19 protein-coding genes are annotated in these 19,839 nt (G+C 73.4%); all 19 read right to left on the bottom strand.

The genetic code is table 11. The features are described from left to right. Nucleotides 1–105 precede the first annotated feature (105 nt). Complete coding sequence (locus ABGB01_RS28880; RefSeq protein WP_347776674.1) at nucleotides 106–3,090, bottom strand: FtsX-like permease family protein; 2,985 nt, start codon at nucleotides 3,088–3,090, stop codon at nucleotides 106–108. Next, nucleotides 3,087–3,911, bottom strand: a complete 825-nt coding sequence (locus tag ABGB01_RS28875; RefSeq protein WP_347776673.1) for an ATP-binding cassette domain-containing protein — start codon at nucleotides 3,909–3,911, stop codon at nucleotides 3,087–3,089. Before ABGB01_RS28875 ends, ABGB01_RS28880 begins: the two co-directional genes overlap by 4 nt. 67 nt (nucleotides 3,912–3,978) lie before the next feature. After that, nucleotides 3,979–4,641 (bottom strand): ATP-binding cassette domain-containing protein, encoded by a 663-nt coding sequence (locus ABGB01_RS28870; RefSeq protein ID WP_347776672.1) that lies wholly within the window; start codon nucleotides 4,639–4,641, stop codon nucleotides 3,979–3,981. 150 nt (nucleotides 4,642–4,791) lie between these two features. Then, a complete protein-coding gene (locus ABGB01_RS28865) occupies nucleotides 4,792–5,499 on the bottom strand; it encodes a hypothetical protein (RefSeq protein WP_347776671.1) in 708 nt (235 codons plus the stop codon). Between the two features lie 211 nt (nucleotides 5,500–5,710). Continuing rightward, nucleotides 5,711–6,757, bottom strand: a complete 1,047-nt coding sequence (locus ABGB01_RS28860; RefSeq protein ID WP_347620540.1) for an FAD-dependent monooxygenase — start codon at nucleotides 6,755–6,757, stop codon at nucleotides 5,711–5,713. A gap of 31 nt (nucleotides 6,758–6,788) precedes the next feature. After that, complete coding sequence (locus ABGB01_RS28855) at nucleotides 6,789–8,069, bottom strand: MFS transporter (RefSeq protein WP_347776670.1); 1,281 nt, start codon at nucleotides 8,067–8,069, stop codon at nucleotides 6,789–6,791. A gap of 30 nt (nucleotides 8,070–8,099) precedes the next feature. Continuing rightward, nucleotides 8,100–8,816: a VOC family protein gene (locus ABGB01_RS28850; RefSeq protein ID WP_347776669.1), complete on the bottom strand. Its 717-nt coding sequence runs from the start codon at nucleotides 8,814–8,816 to the stop codon at nucleotides 8,100–8,102. 178 nt (nucleotides 8,817–8,994) lie between these two features. Further along, nucleotides 8,995–9,765: a hypothetical protein gene (locus ABGB01_RS28845; protein ID WP_347776668.1), complete on the bottom strand. Its 771-nt coding sequence runs from the start codon at nucleotides 9,763–9,765 to the stop codon at nucleotides 8,995–8,997. Between the two features lie 126 nt (nucleotides 9,766–9,891). Next, complete coding sequence (locus ABGB01_RS28840; RefSeq protein ID WP_347776667.1) at nucleotides 9,892–10,359, bottom strand: MarR family winged helix-turn-helix transcriptional regulator; 468 nt, start codon at nucleotides 10,357–10,359, stop codon at nucleotides 9,892–9,894. 106 nt (nucleotides 10,360–10,465) lie between these two features. After that, the gene (locus tag ABGB01_RS28835; protein WP_347776666.1) at nucleotides 10,466–11,344 is read right to left on the bottom strand and encodes a ChbG/HpnK family deacetylase; all 879 of its coding nucleotides are present in this window, start codon (nucleotides 11,342–11,344) and stop codon (nucleotides 10,466–10,468) included. Further along, a complete protein-coding gene (locus ABGB01_RS28830; protein ID WP_347776665.1) occupies nucleotides 11,341–12,771 on the bottom strand; it encodes an MFS transporter in 1,431 nt (476 codons plus the stop codon). The genes ABGB01_RS28835 and ABGB01_RS28830 overlap by 4 nt, the downstream gene beginning before the upstream one ends. Nucleotides 12,772–12,852: 81 nt before the next feature. Then, nucleotides 12,853–13,740 carry an amidohydrolase family protein gene (locus ABGB01_RS28825; protein ID WP_347776664.1) on the bottom strand — a complete coding sequence of 296 codons (888 nt, stop codon included), beginning with the start codon at nucleotides 13,738–13,740 and terminating at the stop codon, nucleotides 12,853–12,855. After that, nucleotides 13,737–14,936: a VWA domain-containing protein gene (locus tag ABGB01_RS28820; RefSeq protein WP_347776663.1), complete on the bottom strand. Its 1,200-nt coding sequence runs from the start codon at nucleotides 14,934–14,936 to the stop codon at nucleotides 13,737–13,739. Before ABGB01_RS28820 ends, ABGB01_RS28825 begins: the two co-directional genes overlap by 4 nt. Beyond that, nucleotides 14,929–15,789: a MoxR family ATPase gene (locus ABGB01_RS28815; protein WP_347776662.1), complete on the bottom strand. Its 861-nt coding sequence runs from the start codon at nucleotides 15,787–15,789 to the stop codon at nucleotides 14,929–14,931. The genes ABGB01_RS28820 and ABGB01_RS28815 overlap by 8 nt, the downstream gene beginning before the upstream one ends. Continuing rightward, the gene (locus ABGB01_RS28810) at nucleotides 15,786–16,088 is read right to left on the bottom strand and encodes an EthD family reductase (RefSeq protein ID WP_347776661.1); all 303 of its coding nucleotides are present in this window, start codon (nucleotides 16,086–16,088) and stop codon (nucleotides 15,786–15,788) included. Before ABGB01_RS28810 ends, ABGB01_RS28815 begins: the two co-directional genes overlap by 4 nt. Next, nucleotides 16,082–17,095, bottom strand: coding sequence for a molybdopterin cofactor-binding domain-containing protein (locus tag ABGB01_RS28805; protein WP_347776660.1), 1,014 nt, complete (start codon nucleotides 17,093–17,095; stop codon nucleotides 16,082–16,084). Before ABGB01_RS28805 ends, ABGB01_RS28810 begins: the two co-directional genes overlap by 7 nt. 2 nt (nucleotides 17,096–17,097) lie before the next feature. Beyond that, entirely contained in the window at nucleotides 17,098–18,486 is a 1,389-nt protein-coding gene (locus ABGB01_RS28800) for a molybdopterin cofactor-binding domain-containing protein (RefSeq protein WP_347776659.1), read from the bottom strand. Beyond that, on the bottom strand, nucleotides 18,483–18,971 hold the full coding sequence (locus ABGB01_RS28795; protein ID WP_347776658.1) for a (2Fe-2S)-binding protein: 489 nt from the start codon (nucleotides 18,969–18,971) through the stop codon (nucleotides 18,483–18,485). Before ABGB01_RS28795 ends, ABGB01_RS28800 begins: the two co-directional genes overlap by 4 nt. 50 nt (nucleotides 18,972–19,021) lie before the next feature. Next, entirely contained in the window at nucleotides 19,022–19,810 is a 789-nt protein-coding gene (locus ABGB01_RS28790) for an FAD binding domain-containing protein (protein WP_347776657.1), read from the bottom strand. Nucleotides 19,811–19,839: the final 29 nt, after the last annotated feature.

Here is a 19,839-nt window from a genome sequence, read left to right as displayed (position 1 = left end):
TCCTGGGCACCGAAGCGCATGATGAACGTTCGCGGAACGTTATCCGCGGCGGCAGCCACCACCGTCAGGCGATACGGGTACGCTGGCGCGCGCGAGGCCGGGCCGTCAGGTGGGGGTCTCGCGCAGGCGCTCCACGCGAATGCCGCGCAGCAGCAGCTCCGACACGACCACCGCGGCCAGCAGGCTGGTCAGGAGGGCGGCGCCGGCGACGAGGGCGACGGGCACCGCCGCCACCTCGTGCGGCAGCGGCGGCGTGACGGGCGGCGAGGTGAACTGCGGGATCCTGCCGAGCGCCACCCGCGCCGCCACCAGTCCCGCCACCAGCCCGGCCAGGGTGCCCGCCGCGATCGTGATCACCTGCTCCAGCAGGAGCGCCACCCGCAGCGCCGCCACCTTGGCACCGGACGCCTCCAGCGCGGCCAGCTCGTACCCACGCCTCCTGGCCGAGGTGTAGAGCGCGAGCACGGTGCGCCCGAGCGCCAGCGCCGCCGCCGCCAGCGCGGACGCCAGCAGCAGCAACAGCGCAAGCCCCGGCCCCTGCCCCGCGAACGACGCGGTCAGGTCGGCCACGTGCCGCCGCGACACCACCGACAACCCCTGCCGCTCCAGTTCCCGCTCCAGCGCCGCCGTGTCGGCCAGGCCGGTCCACACCTGGTACACGGCCTTCTCGTGCACGCCGTACGCCATCCGGTCGGCCTGCTCCAGGTTCATCAGGACGCCCGCGTCGGTCAGGCCGGGCGCGGCGGCGGACGCGACGACGGTGCGCACCGGGCCGGCGTAGGCGTTGTCGAGCCCCGGCACCACCCGGGTGCCGATGTCCCCGACCGCGACCGCCGGCGGCCGCTGGTCGTACGTGGCGGGGCGCAGCGTCTGGTTGCCGACCATGGTGATCGCGAACGTGCCGTCGCGCCGGCCCGGATCGGCATCCCAGCGCGGCATGGCCAGGGAGCGCCAGCGGCCCTGCTCGCGTACCGCCATCCCGGTGACGGTCACCCGTACGAACGCGGGGTCCTCGAACTGCGCGGGCGGGAGCGGCTGCCCGCGGAAGGCGCGCAGCTCGCACCGGGCCTGCCGGCAGGCCGGCGGCAGGTTCCATTCGTGCACGCCGGAGCGTCCGGCGAGGTCGCCGAGCGGGAGCTGGGCGGGCCGCAGCTGGCCGGGCACCCGGAACGTGACGAACAGCTTCATCGTCCAGCCCTTGGGCGGCCGGTCGTGCGCCACCTCGGCGCGGAACCTGTCGCCGCGCACCCACACCCGCGGCTCGTCCGGGGTCGGCAGCTTGGCGGCGGCCTGGGCCAGGGACGCGCCGTCCGCCAGGTCGGGCCGCCAGGCCGCGCCCACGGCGGCCAGCCGCCGGGGGTCCGTGGCGATCAGCTGCGGCGGACCCGGCACCTTGATCACCGGCGCGGCGGTCTCGCCGCCGGGGTCGGCGGCGGCCACGGCCTCGATCAGCTTGCTCGGCTCGACCGGCCGGACCGTGATCGCGGTGGCCGCGCCGTTGTGGAAGCGCGCCGTCTCCGCGTAGTCGCCCGACGTGGCGCTCCACGCCGACACCGCGAACGTGGCCAGCCCGAACGCCGCTCCCAGCACGATCACGCTGCCCGCGGCCACCGGCCCCCTGGCCACCTGCCGCAGCGCCAGGAACGGCCCTAGCCCGCCGCGCCGCCTGGTGACCCCGAACAGCCGCCTGGTCAGCACCGGCAGCGCCCGGGCGGCCAGCAGCGCCACGCCCAGCGCGACCAGCCCGGGCACCGCCAGCGCGCCCGAGCTGCGTCCCGACACGTCCGTGATCAGGCCGGTGGCCAGCAGCTCGACCAGGCCCACCGCGGTGACCGCGAGGACCACGGCGTCCAGCACCCAGCCGCGGGCCGTACGGCGGGGCGTGCGCCGCCACTCCTCGGTGACCGGCCGCGTCGCCGTACGCCAGGCGGCCATCGCCGCAGCGAGCACGCCGCCCAGCATCGCCGCGACGCCGGCCAGCGCCGCTTCCGGAGGGAAGGTCACCGGGATGCCCGCGGGCAGCAGCGCGCCGATCATCACGCCCGCCGCGGCGTGCCCGGGCAGCAGCCCGAGCGGCACGGCGGCGGCGAGCAGCAGCAGCGGCTCGGCCAGCGCGAACAACCACACCCGCGCCCGCCCGTGCCCGCGCAGCCGGGCCAGCGCGATCTCCGCGCCGCGCGCCCTGACCAGGTCGCCCACGGTCTGGAAGAGCAACATCCAGCCGAGCGCCACCACCTGCGCGATCACCAGGAGCGTCGGCACGCCCAGCGCGCCGGCGCCCGCGGTCACGGCCCTGACCGTGTCGGCCACCCGGGAGAACACGATGTCGCCCGAGTTGCGGCCCGTGGACTCGGCGGTGGCCTGCATCGCGGCGAGTTTCGCGAGGTCGGTCCCCTCCAGCCGGTCCGCGACGATGGAGACGATGGCGTAGTCGGTCCAGCCGCCCTCCTCCCCCTGCCCGCCGGAGACGGCGTACGTCTCCAGCCGGGTCTCCGGCACGGTGAACAGCGCGTCGGCCTTGTCCTGGCTCGGTTCCCCCGTAGGGGAGAACAACGTCCTGCCGAACCAGAACGGGTCGCCGGCCGGCCCCGGCCGGTAGATCCCGACCACGGTGAGCGACGCCGGTTTCCGCCCGGTGGGGGTGTACTCGACGTCCACCACGGCCGACAGCCTGATCTTCTCCCCCACCTTGAACCCCGACGCCTGGCTGGCCATCACCTCCTTGGCCGCGTCCGGGCAGCTGCCCTCGACCAGCGGCAGGTGCCGGCACTGCCCGTCCTGCCAGACCAGCGAGAACGCGCGCCGGTCACCCGGCCGGCCGCTGCTCGCCTCCATCCCGAGCACCGGCGGGCCGGTGAAGTCCGCGCCCGCGGTGAACGCCGCCACCTTGGCCTCGATGCCGCCCTGGGTGGTCGTGTACCGCCAGCCGCGCCCCTCCGGCGGCGCCGCTTTCACCGCGTCCCTGGCGATCGTCGTGCGGGCGGCCGCCGAGTAGATCGGCCCCACCGCCGCCGACGCGATCGGCACGATCGCGATCAGCAGGACGACCAGCGAGAGCGTACGGCGTTCCCAGAGGCCGCGCAGGATCACGGCTCCGCCCTCCTGAGCGCGATGCCGTCGTCGAGCTCCTCGATCCGCGCCATGGAACCGGGCGGCAGCAGGTGATGGTACTCGGGCGGCACCTGGACGGCGCCCTCCCGGCCGACGACCACGAAGTCCTCGCCGCGCCTGCCCTCCGCGCCGACCCGGCCGTCCCTGATCGTCACCGTACGGCTCAGCGCCTCGCTCACCGCGGTGTCGTGCGTGACCACGACCGCGGTAGTGCCGCCGGCCGTGGCGACGTCCTTGATGAGCTCGATCACCCGCGTGCCCGACTCCTCGTCGAGCTGGCTGGTGGGCTCGTCGGCCAGCAGCAGCCTGGGCGCGTTGGCCGGCGCCACGGCCAGGGCGAGACGCTGCTGCTCGCCGCCGGACATCCGACCGGCCGGCCGGTCGCCCGCGTCCGCCAGGCCCACCCGGGCCAGCAACTCGCGGGCACGCCGGCGGGCGGAGCGACGGGCACGTCCGGCGGCGCGCTGGGCGAAGGCGATGTTCTGGGCGGCGGAGAGGTAGCCGATGAGGTTGCGTGCCGGGTTCTGCAACATCATGCCGCTGTGCGCCGCCCGCAGCCGGTCGAGCCTGCGCTGGTCGAGCCGCCCCACGTCGGTGCCGTCCAGCCACAGGCGGCCCGCGCTCGGGCGCAGCAGCCCGGCCAGCAGCCACAGCAGTGTCGACTTGCCCGCGCCCGAGGGGCCGAGCAGGGCGACCGTCTCGCCCGCCTCGATCGTCAGGTCCACGTCGCGCAACGCGACGACCTCGGCGTCCTGCGCCTTGTAGATCTGCACGATCCCGTCACACCTGATGACGCTCATGTGCGGCTCTCCCGGGTGCCGCGGTCGCGGCGCATGGACGGGCAGGGCTCATGGGTGCCCGCCGCGCTCACAGGGTGCTCCTGGACTGCCGGCGGTGGGCCCGGGCGCGCAGCTCGATCACCCGGTCGCAGCGCTCGGCCACCTCGGGGTCGTGCGTGGCGATCACCAGCGTGGTGCCGCCGTCCGTCGCCGCGAGCAGCTCGTCCAGCACGAGTGCGCGGTGCGTCTCGTCCTGCTCGGCCGTCGGCTCGTCGGCCAGCAGCACCTGGGGCCGCAACGCCAGCGCCCTGGCCACCGCGACGCGCTGCTGCTGACCGCCGGACAGCTCCTCGACCAGGTGGTCGGCGAACTTCGACACCCGCAGCCGTTCCAGCGCCTGCGACGCCAGGCGTAGCGCCTCGCGCGGCGTCCGCCCCGACGCCCTGAGCGCCACCTCGACGTTCTCGGCCGCGGTGAGCAGGCTGAGCAGCCCGTACGACTGGAACACCAGCGCCAGCCCGGCCCTCAGCTCCGGCTGCTCGTCGAGGGGCACGCCGCCCACCAGGACCCGGCCCGCGGCGGGCGGGAGCAGCCCGGCCAGCGTGGTCAGCAACGTGGTCTTGCCGGACCCCGACGGGCCCATCAGCGCCACGCGCTCGGCTCGGTCCAGTTCGAGGGTGAGGTCTTCGACGATCGTGCGCCCGCCCGCCTGGCAGGTGAGTGCGCGGCAGGCGAGTGTCGGTCCAGGCACCACCCGCGGATCATCCTCCCGGAGGTGATCCACGTCAACGGCGGGGAGGACGCGACCGGATTGCGAGTCGGCCACGCCGCCCCGCCTCCACCTGCCGGCCGTACGGCTCAGGTGGATCGGCCGGTGAGCCGGAAAGCTCTTCGAGCCCGCTCAGCGCCGCCAGACGACGGGCTTGTCGCGGTAGTCGTCATCGTCGAACTTGGCGCCGGCGATCGCGATGCCGGTCCTGGCGCCGCCCAGTCTGCAGGACGTGAAGGTCGCTCCGGCCGTGGAGAAGTCCCTGGGCGCGCTCTCGCGCTCGCAGCCGGGCATGCTGCCGGTGACGATCGCGCCGGTGCCGCTGCCGTCCGCGGTCACCAGCGACAGGCTGGGGCCCGACGAGTAGGAGTGGTCGGTGCCGTCCACGTTCTCGACGGTGAAGCGGATGTAGTAGGGGGTGATGCCCTTGGCCCGCTGGCCGCGTTCGCGTACGAGGTCGGCCGGGTCGCCCTTCTCCACAGCGGTCACGGTGACGCCGATCGTGCCCTTCCTGAACGGGACCACCGCGCGCTCGCCGAGCTTGAGCCGCGTGCCCGCCGCAGTGGTCTCCGCGTTCGTCCGCCCGGTCTCCTGCTCCGTGCTCTTCTGCTCCGTGCTCTCCTGCTCCGTGCTCTCCTGCTCCGTGCTCTCCTGGGGGGCCGGCTCGCTCTCCTCCGTCTCGGCAGGTGCCGCCGACTCGCGCGCCGGAGCCTGCGCCTGTGCCCGGTTCTCGGCCGAAGGCTGGAGCGCGCCGCAGCCGGAGACCGTGAGGGCGGCGGCCATGGTCAGAACGCCTGCCAGCGCCCGTCGCAGGACCGCGGGGTCATGGGTGATGAACATGGCAAACGATCTTCACTCATCCGTACGGCGGACGTCGATGGCACAGGCTCCACGATTGTTTAACCCAGCGTCTTCCGCGCAGGTCCGCACCGCCGGCCTCGCGACGACCCGCAACGCCGGCGGCAGGCGGCCGTGGGTGAGCCGCGTAGATGAGCCGCGTAGATGAGCCGCGCGGCGCCGGGGCGATGGCCGGGCGCCGGCGGCACCGTTGTCAGGCGGGCAGCAGGCGCATCAGGAGGTCGCGCGGCGCTCCCGTCAGGCGGCCGGCGACGGCCAGGCGGGTCATCCAGCGCGACGCGGTGACGATGCGCTGGGCGGCCGGGCGCCTGCGGGCGTCGTAGGCACGCAGAGCCCCCGGCACGTCGCCCGCAGAGGCGTGCAGGCGGTCGGCGAGTTCGATCGCGTCGAGCAGCGCCTGGCAGGCCCCCTGTCCCAGGGCCGGCGCCATCGCGTGGGCCGCGTCGCCGATCAGCGCCACGTTTCCCTTCACGTACGAGGCCGGCGGCGGCGCCAGTTCGTGGACCTCGTGCCGCAGCACGGCCCCGTCGTCGGCCTCCGCCAGCACCCAGGGAATGGGATCGTGCCAGTCCGCGAAGCGGGCACGCAGGTCGTCGAGGCTCTCGTTGTTCCCTCCAGGGGTCCGTACGGCCGCGTACCAGTTGGTCACCCCCGGGGCCTGCGGCGTCATCCCGAACATCTGCCCGTGGCCCCAGGTCTCGCCGTAGTGCCGGGGCTCGTACCCCTTGATCACGCCGCGCCACGCGACGATGCCCGCGTAGCGCGGCTGGGTCGCATCGCCGAAGAACGTCCGGCGTACGGCGCTGCGCACCCCGTCGGCGCCGATCACCAGGTCGTGGCAGACACGCAGGGCGGAGGGGTCGGTGATCTCCACGCCGGTGCTGATCGTCGCGGGGTCCACCTGCCGCAGCAACATCTCGATCAGCGAGGCTCGTGACAACATGCGGACCGGTGTCCCCGTGCGCCGTTCGATGCGTTCCAGGGGCAGGTCGGCCAGGCGCCTGCCGTCAGGTCTGCGGACCTGGGCCTGCCTGTAGGGGACGGTGCGCTCGTGCAGGTCCTCTCCCAGCCCCAGGCTCGCCAGCCCGGCCTGGGCGCCCGGCTGGATGCCGAGCGCGGTCCCTTCGGCGACGACTTCGGGCCACCGCTCGTAGACGGAGACCTTCCAGCCGATCGCGCGCAGGGCGATCGCGGTCGTCAGCCCGCCGACGCCGGCGCCGACGATGACAGCTCGTTTCATTCGATCACAGTCCTATGGTCGGCCACCCGGCTCACGCGCCGGTGCTCCTGCTCTGCTCTTCCACGGCCGCGGTGACCCCGTTGGCCGCCGGCGGGATCCTTCTCTCCAGGGCGAGCGCCATGGCACAGAGCGCCAGGCACCCCACGACCATCAGGCCGACGTACGCGGCGGCCAGGTCGAGGCCCAGCAGCAGGCCGGCGAGCGCCGGCGCGGCCATCGCCCCGCCGTTGAACGCCGCCGCGTTGAGCGCGTTGTACCGCCCGCGGGCGTCGTCGGTGGCCAGGTCGTTGGTGACCGCCGGAACCGTGGGCTGCAGCAGGGTCTCGCCGAAGGCGAACACCGCCATGAAGGCCAGCAGCCCGGCGATCGCGACCGCCGGGCCGAGCCCGGACCCCGCCGCGCCGAGCAGCAGCCACGCCCCGGCCCACGAACCCGCCATCACGATCATCACCCTGGTGCGACGGCGGCCGCTGATCCGCGCGAGCACCGGCAGTTGCAGGACGACGATCATCGCGGTGTTGACCGCGTACGCGACGCCGATGGCACTGGTGGAGACGCCGGCGACCTCCCGCGCGAAGCTGGGGACGCCGGCCTGGAACTGGCCGTACCCCACGAGGACCCCGGTGAAGGTGAGCGCGGCGAGCCAGCGCACCGGCGGCCGCCCGAGGATGGCACGGTAGCCGGGCGCCGCCGTACGCGGTCCCGGGTCGCGCCCGGCGGGCCCGCGCACGTTACTGAGCGGTCCCAGCAGCACCACGATCGGCGCCAGGGCGGCGGCGGCCTCGGCGAGGTAGATCGTGGTGAACGTGGCCGGGACGTCCACGTCGACGAACAGCCCGCCGACGACGCCTCCCACGCCGATGCCGGCGTTCATGAGCGCGAAGTGCACGCCGAAGAACCGTTGCCGCACGTCCCCGTCGACGACCGCCGCGATCAGCGTGTTGAAGGCGGGAAGCGCCACACCGAAGTTGAGCCCGATCAGGACGAGCGCGACGGCCGCCGTCCAGGGCCCGGTGGCGAACGCGAGCAGCGTGCTGCCGGCCATCATGGCGCTCTGCCCGCCGATCAGGACGGCGCGGGTGCCGTACCGGTCCACCAGCGAGCCGCTCGGGGCGGTGACGACGAATCCGGCGATCGCGACCAGCGACATCAGCGCGCCGGCGACGCCGAGGTCGAACCCGCGGACCTCACGCAGGTAGATGATCGTGAAGGGGAGCGTGAGGCCGCGCCCGAGCGTCTGCACGGCGATGATCGCGAGCAGCCACCGCCCCTCGATCGGCAGCCCCCGCCAGAACGTGCGCAGCCAGGCCACGCGGCATCACCTTTCCAGCTCCGCTTCCCGTCAGCTCGCGCGGGCGGCGAACTCGGCGAGGCCGGCCGCTCCCGAGGCGGCGCGGACGGCGATCTCCTCCCCGTCCTCGGTGCGCAGGCCCACCCCGTGCAGGCCGGGACCGCCGGAGACGAACCGCAGCGGCAGCGCGTCGAAGGTCTCCTTGCCGAGGTGCTCCTCCACCTCGGCGGGGTCGTTGCCGATCTCGAGCCAGGCGACCGCGACCAGGGCACGCTCGTGCGTCATCGGCGCAGTGCGCGCCGGGTGCCGACTCATGTCCTCGTGGTAGTACCAGTTCGGCAGCCCGCGCGCCCAGGTCATCCCGGCGTCGCCGGGCGCCATGACCGTCGTCGCGGACGATCCGTCGGGGTGCTGGGCGCCCTGGGAGGTCACCACCTCCCCGCCGAGGCGGCGTGCCACCTCCTCGAGGTCGGCGTAGCTGCGCGCCCGCAGGTTCCACGTCATCCAGTGGTCGGCCTGCCGGGTGGTCTGCTCGAACCAGGTGCGGAACGCGCCGACCCCCGGGGGCAACTCGGCGTAGTGGTCGATGACCGACTCGACGTTGATGAAGGCGTCGCCGGGCAGCGGGATGACCCGGTGAGCGGTGGGCATGACCTGCAGCCATCCTCCCTCGTGGCTGCGCAGCCCGGTTTCGCGGCGCAGCCGTTCCGCGCTCTCGTAAAGGTGACGTACGCCGAGGGTGACGTGGTCGAGATCGTACACAGGCACGCGGGGCCTCCAGGTGATCCGATGACACTAAAAGCAAATCAGATTTGAAAGCAAACCTAATCTGGGCACGGCTGACTGTCAACGCATCCACCGGTTCAAGGAAGCCGACGGATCGCAGGCCGATCGGAACACGGTTCCAGATATTTCCGGAAGACAGTTCCGTTTCAGTCGCGCCGGGCTATTCTCCGCCGTCGCCGTCGTTCCCGTCACCGTCGGAGCCGCCGGGCCAGCCCGAATGGCGCTCGGCGTCCCCGCCGCTGTCCGGCCAGCCGTCCTGCCCTCCATCCGGCCCTTCATCCGGCCCGCCGTTCTCGAACATGTAGCGCGTCTCCTCCGTCACGGCCAGATCGCCGTTCCGCGCAGCGAACGCCCAGACCACGCCTCCGTGGCGCGGGCGCAACCGCGCCGGGCCGCGTACCGAGGGGCCGTCGAACAGATCGAGCTGCACCGAGCCCGCCGGCAGCATCGCCGCGTCCTCGGCTCGTGCGAACGCCAGACGGATGTACTGCGCACGCCCGTCCACCCGGGCGACGACGGTACGCACCGGGTAGCCCGCCACCGTCCGGCCTCGTCGCAGCGCCACACCGGTGAGACCCCGCACCACCTCCCCGCGTCCCGCGCGCTGCCATGCCCGCCGCATCCTCAGCCTGATGGAGGCCTCGCGCACACCCGAGGTTCCCGTGACGGCGGCGAGCACCGCCGGGAAGATGATGAAGAGCACCGAGTCGGATGTGACGGGCTCATCGCCCTGCCCCGACACCATCATGGTCACGAAGTGCACCAGCAGTCCCATGGCGACGGCCGCGATGCCGAGTGCCGAGGTGGGATCGGGCGCGTCGCGCATACCGGCACGGCGTGCCGCCCGGAACGCCCTGCTGTCCTCCCGCACGCCGGTCATACCGAGCCGGCGGCCGTCGGCGGACGGGGTGTCATATGGATCACGAGACATTAGACGCCGGTTCGATCGGCCTGGTTCTCGGGTCTCCGGCCTCTGGCGCCGCACCCCTGCTGACTGTCAGGCCCGGCTTCCCGCGGTGGCGAGGATCGGGTGCGGGCCGAGTCCGGCGGACGCCGGTCAGTCGGGCTGGCGGGTGCGCCTCATCGTCTCGCGCTCGTAGGTGAGCAGCGCGTCGATGACCAGCTGCCGCTCCGACGGGGCCAGGGGCCCCAGCGCGGTACGCCACGCGTCCGCACCCGCGGCCAGCCAGCCCTCGATCGCCTCGCGGTGCTCGTCGGTGATGCTGACGATGGTCCGCCGCCGGTCGCGCTCGTCCTCGGTCCGGGCGAGGATGCCCTTGCGGCTCAGGTCGCCGACCATGAGGCTGACCGTCGTCGAGGCGACCTCCAGCTGTCCCGCCAGCGTCTTGACCGTGGCCGGGCCGTCGTGCAGCAGGAGAGCCAGCAGCGACAGGTGGCGCGGTGTGAGCGCGAAGTCCTGCAGCTGCTCCGGAACCGCGATGCGCTTGGCCCGCGCGATGAGCCGCGGCATCAGCAGGATCATCTCTCGCACGCCTTGATCGACGGTCGGGCCGTCCGTGGGCATCGAGTGGTCCCTCTGACTCGCTGGCGGATGTGTCGTGGCTGCTCGCGCACCAAGTATCACGGAGGGCGCGGCGGGTTGTCCAATGATCTCCATGGCCGCGTGCCCCTCAGTCCCACCAGCCTCCGGCGAGTTCGACGCCCTCCTTCTCGAGCGCGTCGTGCCAGACGGGGTCACGCAGCAACCGCGCCTCCCAGGCCCGTACGACGCCGTCCGGACCCGCGACCGCGTCCTCGCGCGACGGATGCAGGAACAGCTCGCTCGTGCCCTCGGGAAGTGCGGCGAGCCGGCGGAGGTAGTCGTCGCGGAGCCGCTCGTAGGCGCCGAGCTCGTGTGCCGTGCGCCGATTGGTGGCGATCGTCTGCGGGATGGCCACGCCGAGCGCGTCGGCGAGGGCGACGGCGCGCTCGTGCGCCTCCGCGAGCTGCGGCGGGAGCGGCCCTCCGACGTACGGCTCGGGGTCGCGCGGCAGCCGGAAGGCGAGGCCGTGGCGCGCGCACCATTCGAGCGTCTCGGTGAGCCATGACCGGCCGTGCAGGCCGTAGAGGGTGCCGGCGTGGGAGTCGGCCGCCTCGGGCGCCAGGCGCCGGCCGCGCATCCAGCGCAGCTGCGCCTCCGCCTCCCTCATGACGTCGCGCGCCTCACCACGGGCGCCGAGCACGAACGGATCGTCATGGAACGTCCCATCAGAGTCGACCAGACCGGCCGCGCCGTGGGTGAACGGATCGTCATGGGAGGTCACATCAGGGCCGGCCGTGCCGTTGAGTGACCGCCAGCGCGGGAGCCCGCGCTCGCTCGTGAGGGTCACGTGCAGCCGCGGCACGACACCGAGCTCGCCGACTTGGGACGCGGCCTGCTCGGAGGCCGGCGAGACGCAGATGAGCGTCGTCGCGGTGACGTGTCCCTCGGCCAGCAGCGCGACGATGACCTCCGTCGTGCCCGGTTCCCTGCCGAGGTCGTCGGCCGTGATCACGACACGGCGGGTCATCGGGGACGCTCCGAGGCCGGCTCGTCCGCGGGGCCGGTGGGCGGCGGGTCGACCAGGTCGGCCGCGGGGCCGTGGGGCGGCCCGACCGGTTCGGGCGCGGAGCCGGAGGGCGGCGGCTCGACCGGGACGGAGACGAGTCGCGCCGCGACCGCGCCGATCGCCGTCAGCACGAACGGATAGACGCACAGGTACATCCGGAACGCGAGCCCCGGGTCGGCGCCGGGATCGTCGCCCGAGTTGTAGCCGAAGAACACGCCCAGCGAGGTGAGCGCGAGCCCGGTCACGATCCCGTTGAGCCGGCCGAAGAAGCCGAACGCGGACAGGAAGAGCCCTTCGCGGTGCTCCCCGTTGCGGGCCGCGTCGACGTCCAGCACGCGCGCGACGATGAGGTCGTTCGTGGCGAGCATGCCCGACCAGCCGGCCCCGACGAGCACGCCCGCGGCGATCGCGGTGACGAGGCCGGTGGCGAGGAACAGGGCGGCGAAGCCGGCCGCGAGGACCGCGAAGGCCAGCCGCCAGGCCCACAGGGCGCCGCGGCGCGCGACGACGCGCGTCCACACGACGAGGCCGCCCGCCGAGATGAGGATGACGATGCCCTGCAGGTAGAGCGCGTTGCCGACCGGGAGCCCGAGCGAGTAGCGGACGTACAGCTGGATGCCCGACAACACCAGCGCCATGGCCATCCCGTAGCAGGCGCCGGTGAGGCCGACCGTCCAGAACATGGGGTTGCGCACGATCGACCACACGCTGGGCAGCAGCCGCGGCCGCTCGCGCGTGGAGTAGCGGGGACGCTCGCGGGCGCCGAGCGCCATGAACACGATCACGACGAGCGCGATCGCACCGTAGATGACGGCGGTGATCTGGAAGCCCCGGGTGGACTCCTCGGTGCCGAACACGCTCGTCGTGAGCAGCGGGGTGACCGCGAGCGAGATCACGAGCGCCACGAGCTGGAAGCCCTGGCGCAGGCTGTTGGCGACGGCGCGGTCGCGCTCGCGCGGATAGAGCTCGGGGAGCAGCGCGCCGTAGTTCGCGTTGAGCATCGAGTCGAAAGCCTCACACAGGATCGCGAACACCGCGAACCAGAGCACGAGGCCGATGCCCTGCAGGGAGTCGGGTGCGGAGAAGAACGCGATCATGCAGGCGGCGAGCATCGGCGCGCCGGCGAGCAGCCAGGGCCGGCGCCTGCCGAACCGGCTTCTGGTGCGGTCGGAGAGGTGGCCGAGCAGCGGGTTGTCGAGCGCGTCGATGACCGCGTAGATCACCATGACCACGCCGTACGCGCGTACGTCGAGCCCGAGGATGTCGACGTAGAAGAGGATCGTCGATCCCTTGATCATGTTGATCGGGATGGACGTGCCGAACATCCCGATGGCGTAGCGCCACGCGGGAGTCCACGCAGGGGCGGCGCCCTCACCGGGCTGGGACACACGATCACCTTCCTTGCTGATGCTGACGATGCAGACAACCGGCACAGGATGTCAACGGCGGGATCGTGGCCTTCGCGGGGGTTAGAGGCCGTAGACGCGGGTGGCCGTCGCCGCGAAGACGTCGCGGATCTCTCCGGCGGATCGCCCGGCGAGCGCGTCCTGCCAGGTGGACAGCAGGGTGGGCAGGTCGGTCCAGAGCTTCTCGACGGGGAAGTTGCTCCCCCACATGCAGCGGCCGGAGCCGAACAGGTCCAGGCACGTGGTCGCCACCCGCTCGATGAGCGGCCGGTCCACGCGGTGCACGAAGGTGCCCTGACCGGTGAGCTTCACCACGACGTTGGGGAGTTCGGCGAGGAGTTTCATGCCCCGCGTCCACTGCGCGACGGCGGGCGGGGCGGAGTCCACCGGCATCCCGGCGTGGACGAGGACGAACGTCAGCTGCGGGAAACCGGCCACCAGGTCGGCGGCGTCGGCCATCTGGCCCGGGAACACCTGGAGCTCGAACAACCAGCCGAGGTCGGCCACCACGGCGAGGTTGCGCCGGAAGACGGGGTCCCTCATGCGGTCGGGGGCGGCGGCGAAACGGAACTCGGGCCGCTCGTGCCAGTGCAGTTGCAGCCGGGTGCCGCGGACGAGGGGGGTGCGGGCGGCCTGGCGGCGCAGCACGTCGGGGGCGTCATCGGCGAAGAGGTCGGCGCAGCCCACCACGGCGGTGGGCCAGCCGGTCTCGGCATGGACGTCCCGCAGCCAGCGCACCTCGTCCACGGAGCGGTCGAGCGGCCAGTTTGCCTGGACGTAGACCGCCGAGGAGATGCCGCAGGGGGCCGCCTCCTCGACGTACTCGGAGACGAGGTAGTCGCGGCGGATCGGCTCGTACGGGCCGAAGATGCGCGGGACCATCTCCCCTTGCAGCCAGGGCAGGTCGGCGGCGCGCCAGATGTGGTGGTGCGAGTCGACGATCCCGGTCATCGCGGTGCTCCCGAGGGGGTCGTGGGCCAGTGGCGCGCCGCGGTGTGGCGGCGGCCGGACAGGACGGCGGGCAGGCGGCGCACCTCGTCCAGCGCGGTGGCCAGGTCGCGGACGCCGCCGAGATGATCGAGGCTCGGGAGCAGGGCGGACATGGCGCGCGTGGCGGGGCGGAAGGCGGGCGAGCAGGCCAGCGGGGACCACCAGACGAGCCGGTGGCCGAGCCGCGACAGCCGGGCGGTGGCGCGGACCATGAGGGCGGGGTCGCCGCGTTCGAGCCCGTCGGACAGGACGATCACGAGCGCGCCGCGGGCGAGCGCGGCGAAGCGCGGGCCGGCCAGGAAACGTTGCAGCGACGCGCCGATGGCCGTGCCTCCGTCGGCGTCCGTGACCAGCGCCGACACCGACGTCAGCGCCTGGTCGGCGTGCGGGTGCGCCAGCGCGGCGGTGATCCGGGTGAGCCGGGTGCCGAAGGTGAACACCTCGGTGCGGGCCGGCGCGGCGCGCAGCGCGGTGTGCGCCACCCGCAGGAGGTCCGGGGTGTGCTGCCGCAGCGACCCCGAGACGTCGACCAGGATCAGCAGGCGGCGGGGGCGGGGCGGGCGGGCGAGGTGGCGCAGTTCGATGATCTCCCCGTCGTGGCGGTGGGCGCGCCGCCACGCGTGCCGCACGTCCAGCCGGTCACCCGACCTGCCGCGGGCCGGGCGGCGGCGCCGTGACGCGGTGGCGGGCAGCGCGGCGGGCCAGGCGGCTTCGAGAGCGCGCATGAGCGTGCGCCCGCGGGTCCGGCCGAAGTCCCGCGTGCCGTGGGTGCTCAGGGTGCTGGCCTCGGTGCCGTCGCCCGGCCGTGCCTCGCGGGCCGGCGGGTCGTCGTCGCCGGGACCGCCGGGGGACGGTGCGCCGTCGTCCCTCGGGACCGGCGGGTCGCCGGGGGCGCCGTGCCGGAACCAGGCGTCGAAGACGCGGTCGAAGGCGGGCAGGTCGGCCACGTCCTGGAGCAGGGTGATCCGGGCGGACCAGTACAGCGCGGTCATGCCGGACGGCGGGGAGTCCGCGACCACGCGCAGCAGGTCGGCCCGCTTGGCCGGCGCGGTGCGGAGCCCGGCCTCGCGCAGCGCGGCCAGGAACCCCCACAGGTGATCCGCGGCGAGCCCGGCCGGATCGGCCCCCGTCCAGCCACCCGAGCGGGCGTCAGGCATCGCTGAACACGTCCTCGGCGTGGCCGAGGAGGAGCCGGGTGTCCTCCTCGTCCTTGATCAGCAGGCCGAGGGCCCGGCGCAGGGCCAGGGGCCACGATTCGCCGCCCTCCGCCAGCGCCAGGGCGCCGCGGGCCCACTCCACCGACTCGGCGATGCCGGGCCGCTTGAGCAGCGGCAACCCTCGTACGCGCTGGACCGCCCGGACGAGCCCTTCGGCCGCCCGCTCCTCCAGCCCGGGCACGGACGCACGGAGGATCGCCCGCTCGCGTCCCGGTTCCGGGAAGGCGATCCAGTGGTAGAGGCAGCGCCGCTTGAGCGCGTCGTGCAGCTCGCGCGTCCGGTTGGAGGTCAGCACCACGATCGGCGGCGTGCCCGCCCGCACGGTGCCGAGCTCCGGGATCGTGATCTGGTGGTCGCCGAGGAACTCCAGCAGGAACGCCTCGAACTCGCTGTCGGCCCGGTCGATCTCGTCGATCAGCAGCACCGCGCCCCGCTCGGCCTGCACGGCGCGCAGCAGGGGACGGCGCAGCAGGAACTCCTCGCGGTACAGGTCGCCGACGTCCTGGCCGCGGCTCTCGGCCACCCGGACGTGGAGGAGCTGCTTGGGGTGGTCCCACTCGTAGAGGGCCTGGCCGGAGTCCAGCCCTTCGAAGCACTGCAGGCGGATCAGCTCCAGGCCGGTGATCCGCGACAGCACCGAGGCCACCTCGGTCTTCCCGACGCCCGGCTCACCCTCCAGCAGCAGCGGCCGCCTCAGGCGCAGCGCCAGGTGGATGGCCGTGGACAACCCTTCGTCCGCGAAATAGCCCTCCCTCTCGAGCGCCGCGGCCAGCTCGCCGGGGCCGGGGGTCACAGCTGCGCGTGCTCGGTGGTCAGCAGGTGGATGCGCGAGGAGGTGTGCGCGGACGCGTCGGCCGCCGCCGCCTTGCCGTGCTCGGAGCCGAACGCGGCGGCGCGGGCGTCCTCGTCGTCGAAGTACAGCTCGTGCACCGAGTCGTACGCCGCGTCGTCGCCGTTGACGACGTTGACCGTGTACTTGCGCAGGCCGGGCAGCTTCCTGGCGAACGCGACGTGTTCCTCCAGGGCCCACGTGGCGTACTCCTCGCGCGACAGGCCCTCGGCGCGCTTGAGCAGCGACATGACCTTCAGCATGGTTCCTCCATCTTCAAGGCGTCCAGCCCTCGCAGGACGCGTTCCGGGGTGAACGGCATCGCCGTCAGGCGCACGCCGCAGGCGTCGAAGATCGCGTTGGCGATGGCCGGGATCGGGGCGTTGGCCGTCATCTCGCCGATCCCCTTCGCCCCGTACGGCCCGTTCGCGGCCGGCCGCTCCAGCAGCAGGCTGTGCTGGACCGGCAGGTCGGCGGGCCCCGGCATCAGGTAGCCGGCGAAGTCGCGCGGGCCGTGGTCGCGGAGCGGGTAGTACGGCTCGGTGGTCTCGAACAGGGCGTGCGACACGCCCATCCACGCCCCGCCCTCCACCTGCTGCGTCGCCATGGCCGGGTTGAGCGCCCTGCCCACCTCGTACGTGTTGAACAACTCCAGCACCTCGACCACCCCGGTCTCGTCGTCGACCTCGACGACGGCGACCGTGCACGCGTGCGCCTGGCAGGAGTCGGGGTCCATCTCCCCCGTCTCGGGCACGGGCGCGCTCGGCTCCTTGAGGTAGACGCCGCGGCCGGAGATCGTCCGTCCGTGCTTGAAGTGCGCGGCCATGGCCAGGTCGGTGACGTGGACGCGCTTGTCCTGCGCGCCCTTGACCATGACGAAGCCGCTGCCGTCGGTCTCCAGGTCCGCGGCGTCGACCTCCAGTTCCTCGGCGGCCACCTCCAGCATCACGCCGCGCGCCTCGGCCGCGGCCATGATGACGGCGTTGCCGACGCGGTGGCTGCCGCGGCTGGCGAAGGTGCCCATGCAGTGCGGGCCGGTGTCGGTGTCGGCGGTGTCGACGAGCACGTTCCCGATCGGCAGGCCGAGCGTCTCCGCGGCGCACTGGGCGGCGATCGTCTTGATGCCCTGGCCCAGGTCCACCGAGGACAGCGAGACCACGAACGTGCCGGTGGTCGTGGCGTGGATCAGCGCCTGCGAGGGGTCGCCGCCCAGGTTCATGCCGGTGGGGTAGTTCACCGACGCGTACCCCCGGCCGCGCAGCTTCGCCATCGCTACAGCCCCTCTCGGGTCGTGGAGGACATCCTGCGGTACGCCTCGGGCAGCTCGTGCCCGGCCAGCTCCGCCGCCTTCTGGATCACCTCGACCAGGGCCGTGCCCTCAGCGATCTTGCGGTGGGCCTTGAGGTCGCCGTCGCGGTAGGCGTTGAGCAGCCGGAGCTGGAGCGGGTCCATGTCGAGGGCGCGGGCGATCCGGTCCATCTGCGACTCCAGCGCGAAGTCGGCGATGGTCACGCCGAACCCGCGCATGGCGCTGGACGGCGTGCGGTTGGTGAACACGCAGTGGCAGTCGGCCCACACGTTGGGGATGGCGTAGGGGCCGGGCAGGTGCGCGGCGGCCTTGGTGGTGCCGTACGGGCTGTGGCGGGCGTACGCGCCGGCGTCGACGTACAGGGTGACCTTGCGGCCGATGATGCGGCCGTCGTCCATCACGGCGTCCTTGATGAAGATGCGCTCGGCCGCGCGCGGCGAGGAGACCTGCATCTCCTCGGCCCGGTCGTAGACGTACTTGACGGGGCGGTCGACCGCCATCGCGGCGACGCACGCGATCGGCTCGGCCACCACGTCCACCTTGCCGCCGAAGCCGCCGCCGACCGTCCCGCCCACGATGCGCAGCCTGTTGAACGGCACGCCCAGGATCAGCGCGGTGTTGTCCAGGGTGAAGAAGCACGCCTGGGTGTCGGAGTGGATGCGCAGCCGCCCGTCGGCCTGCGGGACGACGACACAGCCGGTGGTCTCGACCGGTGCCTGCTCGATCGGCGACGACTGGTAGCGCCACTCGAAGACGTGGTCGGCCCGGCCGAACGCCTCCTCCACGTCGCCGAACCGGATCCGCCGGCAGTGGTGGCCCTCGTAGACGAAGTGGTTCTGCCCCTGGTACTCGTTGACCAGCGGCGCGCCCTCCTTCAGCGCCTCCTCGACGTCGAAGACGGGCGGCAGGTCCTCGTAGCCGACCTCGATCCTGGCCGCGCCCTCCAGCGCGGCCGCCTCGGTCTCGGCGACCACGGCGCAGATGGGCTCGCCGAGGTAGCGCACCTTGTCCACGGCGAGGACGGGCTCGTCGTCCGGCTCGACGCCGATCAGCTTGAGCACGGTGTAGACGTTGTTCGGGACGTCGGCGTGGGTGAGGACGCGCAGCACGCCGGGCACGGCCAGCGCCCCGGTCACGTCCACGTGGGCGATCCTCGCGTGGTGCCGGGCCGAGCGGTGCATCTTGAGGTGCGCGAGCCGCGGCGGAGCCACGTCCTCGAAGAACTCGGTGCGTCCCGTGACGTGCCCGCGCGCGTCGGCGCGCTGCACCACCGAGCCGATGACGGTGAGGTGGCCGCCGTCCCGCTCGGCCGCGAAGGCGCCGGTGTCGATGGGGGCGGGCCGGTACGTCATCGCGGCACCTCCTGCTCCCGGCGCCGCCTGGCCGCCTCCATGACGGCGAGCACGACGGGCCGGTAGCCGGTGCACCGGCAGACGTTGCCCGAGATCGCCTCGATGACGTCGTCCTCGCTCGGGTCGGGGTTCCGGTCGAGCAGCGCCTCGGCGACCATGATCATGCCGGAGGTGCAGAAGCCGCACTGGGTGGCGAAGCAGTCGATGAAGGCGCTCTGCACCTCGTCCAGCTCGCCTCCGGCGGTGACCCCCTCCAGCGTGCGGACGGACCCGCCCGCGACGGTCTCCACCGCGACCAGGCAGGCGGCCTCGGGCCGGCCGTCGACGAGGACCGTGCAGGTGCCGCAGGCGCCCTGCGCGCAGCCTCGTTTGGCCGCGATCAGCCCCAGCGATTCGCGCAGGCAGGCGAGCAGCGTGGTCCCCGGCGCGGCGATGAACTCCCGCCGCTCACCGTTGACGACGAGCGAGACGATCTGTGACGGCACGATCCCACCTCTTCTGGTGCGGGCGCTTCACGGGTTCTGGTGCGGGCCCTTCACGGGAGGAAGGCACGGCGCAGGTGCACGGGCAGGACTCGCGCCCGGTACCACGCGCTGGCGTAGGCGTCGTCGAAGGGGTCGATGTCGGCGCGGGCCGCCTCGCCCGCCTCGGTGAGGCTCTCCGGTGTCAGCGGCCGGCCGCTCAGCAGGCGTTCCGCGGACACCGCGCGCACCGGACGCGGGGCGAGGCCGCCCAGCGCGATCCGGTGGCCGCCGGCGGAGGTGACGGAGGCGACGGTGACGATGGCCGCCGAGTTCAGGCGGCGGCGCATGGCCTTGTGGTAGTGCCAGGCGCCCGGCTCCGGCAGCGTGACCCGTACGGCGACGACGACCTCGCCCGCGGCGACCCCGGCGGCCAGGACGTCGGCCACCGGCGCTTCTCTCCGGCCGGCCGGGCCGGCGATCTCGCAGGTCGCGTCGAGGGCGAGCAGGCAGACGGCCAGGTCGCCGTACGGCTGCGCGACGAACAGGTTGCCGCCCACGGTGGCCTGGTTCCTGATGGTCGGTGAGGCGATCGTGCGCAGCGCCGGCCGTAGGAAGGCGAGGCCGGGATGCTCGCCGACGTCGGCGAGCGTGGCCGCCGCCCCGATCGTGGCCACCCCGTCGTTCACCTCGACGCCGCCGAGCCCCGCGCGGCGCAGGCTGACCAGCTCGGTCACGGCCGCGGACCCGCTGGTGACCAGGGGCATGACGACCGTGCCTCCGCCCATGATCTGACCGCCCCGCGCCGAGCAGGCGACCACGCCGTCGAGGGACTCCGGTACGTGCACCGCCTGGATCGCCATGCGCGGCCTCCTTGCGCCGAGGTCCTCTA

The sequence above is a fragment of the Nonomuraea sp. B5E05 genome (genome assembly GCF_039880665.1).
Classification (GTDB): domain Bacteria; phylum Actinomycetota; class Actinomycetes; order Streptosporangiales; family Streptosporangiaceae; genus Nonomuraea.
The sequence above is the reverse complement of the archived record's forward strand: the minus strand, read 5'-3'. Positions and strand labels throughout refer to the sequence as shown.

Coding starts and splice junctions, on each gene's coding strand:
- ABGB01_RS28800 (WP_347776659.1), bottom strand. CDS start 18,486: ATGACGTACCGGCCCGCCCCCATCGACACCGGCGCCTTCGCGGCCGAG.
- ABGB01_RS28875 (WP_347776673.1), bottom strand. CDS start 3,911: ATGAGCGTCATCAGGTGTGACGGGATCGTGCAGATCTACAAGGCGCAG.
- ABGB01_RS28840 (WP_347776667.1), bottom strand. CDS start 10,359: ATGCCCACGGACGGCCCGACCGTCGATCAAGGCGTGCGAGAGATGATC.
- ABGB01_RS28860 (WP_347620540.1), bottom strand. CDS start 6,757: ATGAAACGAGCTGTCATCGTCGGCGCCGGCGTCGGCGGGCTGACGACC.
- ABGB01_RS28820 (WP_347776663.1), bottom strand. CDS start 14,936: ATGCCTGACGCCCGCTCGGGTGGCTGGACGGGGGCCGATCCGGCCGGG.
- ABGB01_RS28805 (WP_347776660.1), bottom strand. CDS start 17,095: ATGGCGAAGCTGCGCGGCCGGGGGTACGCGTCGGTGAACTACCCCACC.
- ABGB01_RS28835 (WP_347776666.1), bottom strand. CDS start 11,344: ATGACCCGCCGTGTCGTGATCACGGCCGACGACCTCGGCAGGGAACCG.
- ABGB01_RS28810 (WP_347776661.1), bottom strand. CDS start 16,088: ATGCTGAAGGTCATGTCGCTGCTCAAGCGCGCCGAGGGCCTGTCGCGC.
- ABGB01_RS28845 (WP_347776668.1), bottom strand. CDS start 9,765: ATGTCTCGTGATCCATATGACACCCCGTCCGCCGACGGCCGCCGGCTC.
- ABGB01_RS28865 (WP_347776671.1), bottom strand. CDS start 5,499: ATGTTCATCACCCATGACCCCGCGGTCCTGCGACGGGCGCTGGCAGGC.
- ABGB01_RS28790 (WP_347776657.1), bottom strand. CDS start 19,810: ATGGCGATCCAGGCGGTGCACGTACCGGAGTCCCTCGACGGCGTGGTC.
- ABGB01_RS28825 (WP_347776664.1), bottom strand. CDS start 13,740: ATGACCGGGATCGTCGACTCGCACCACCACATCTGGCGCGCCGCCGAC.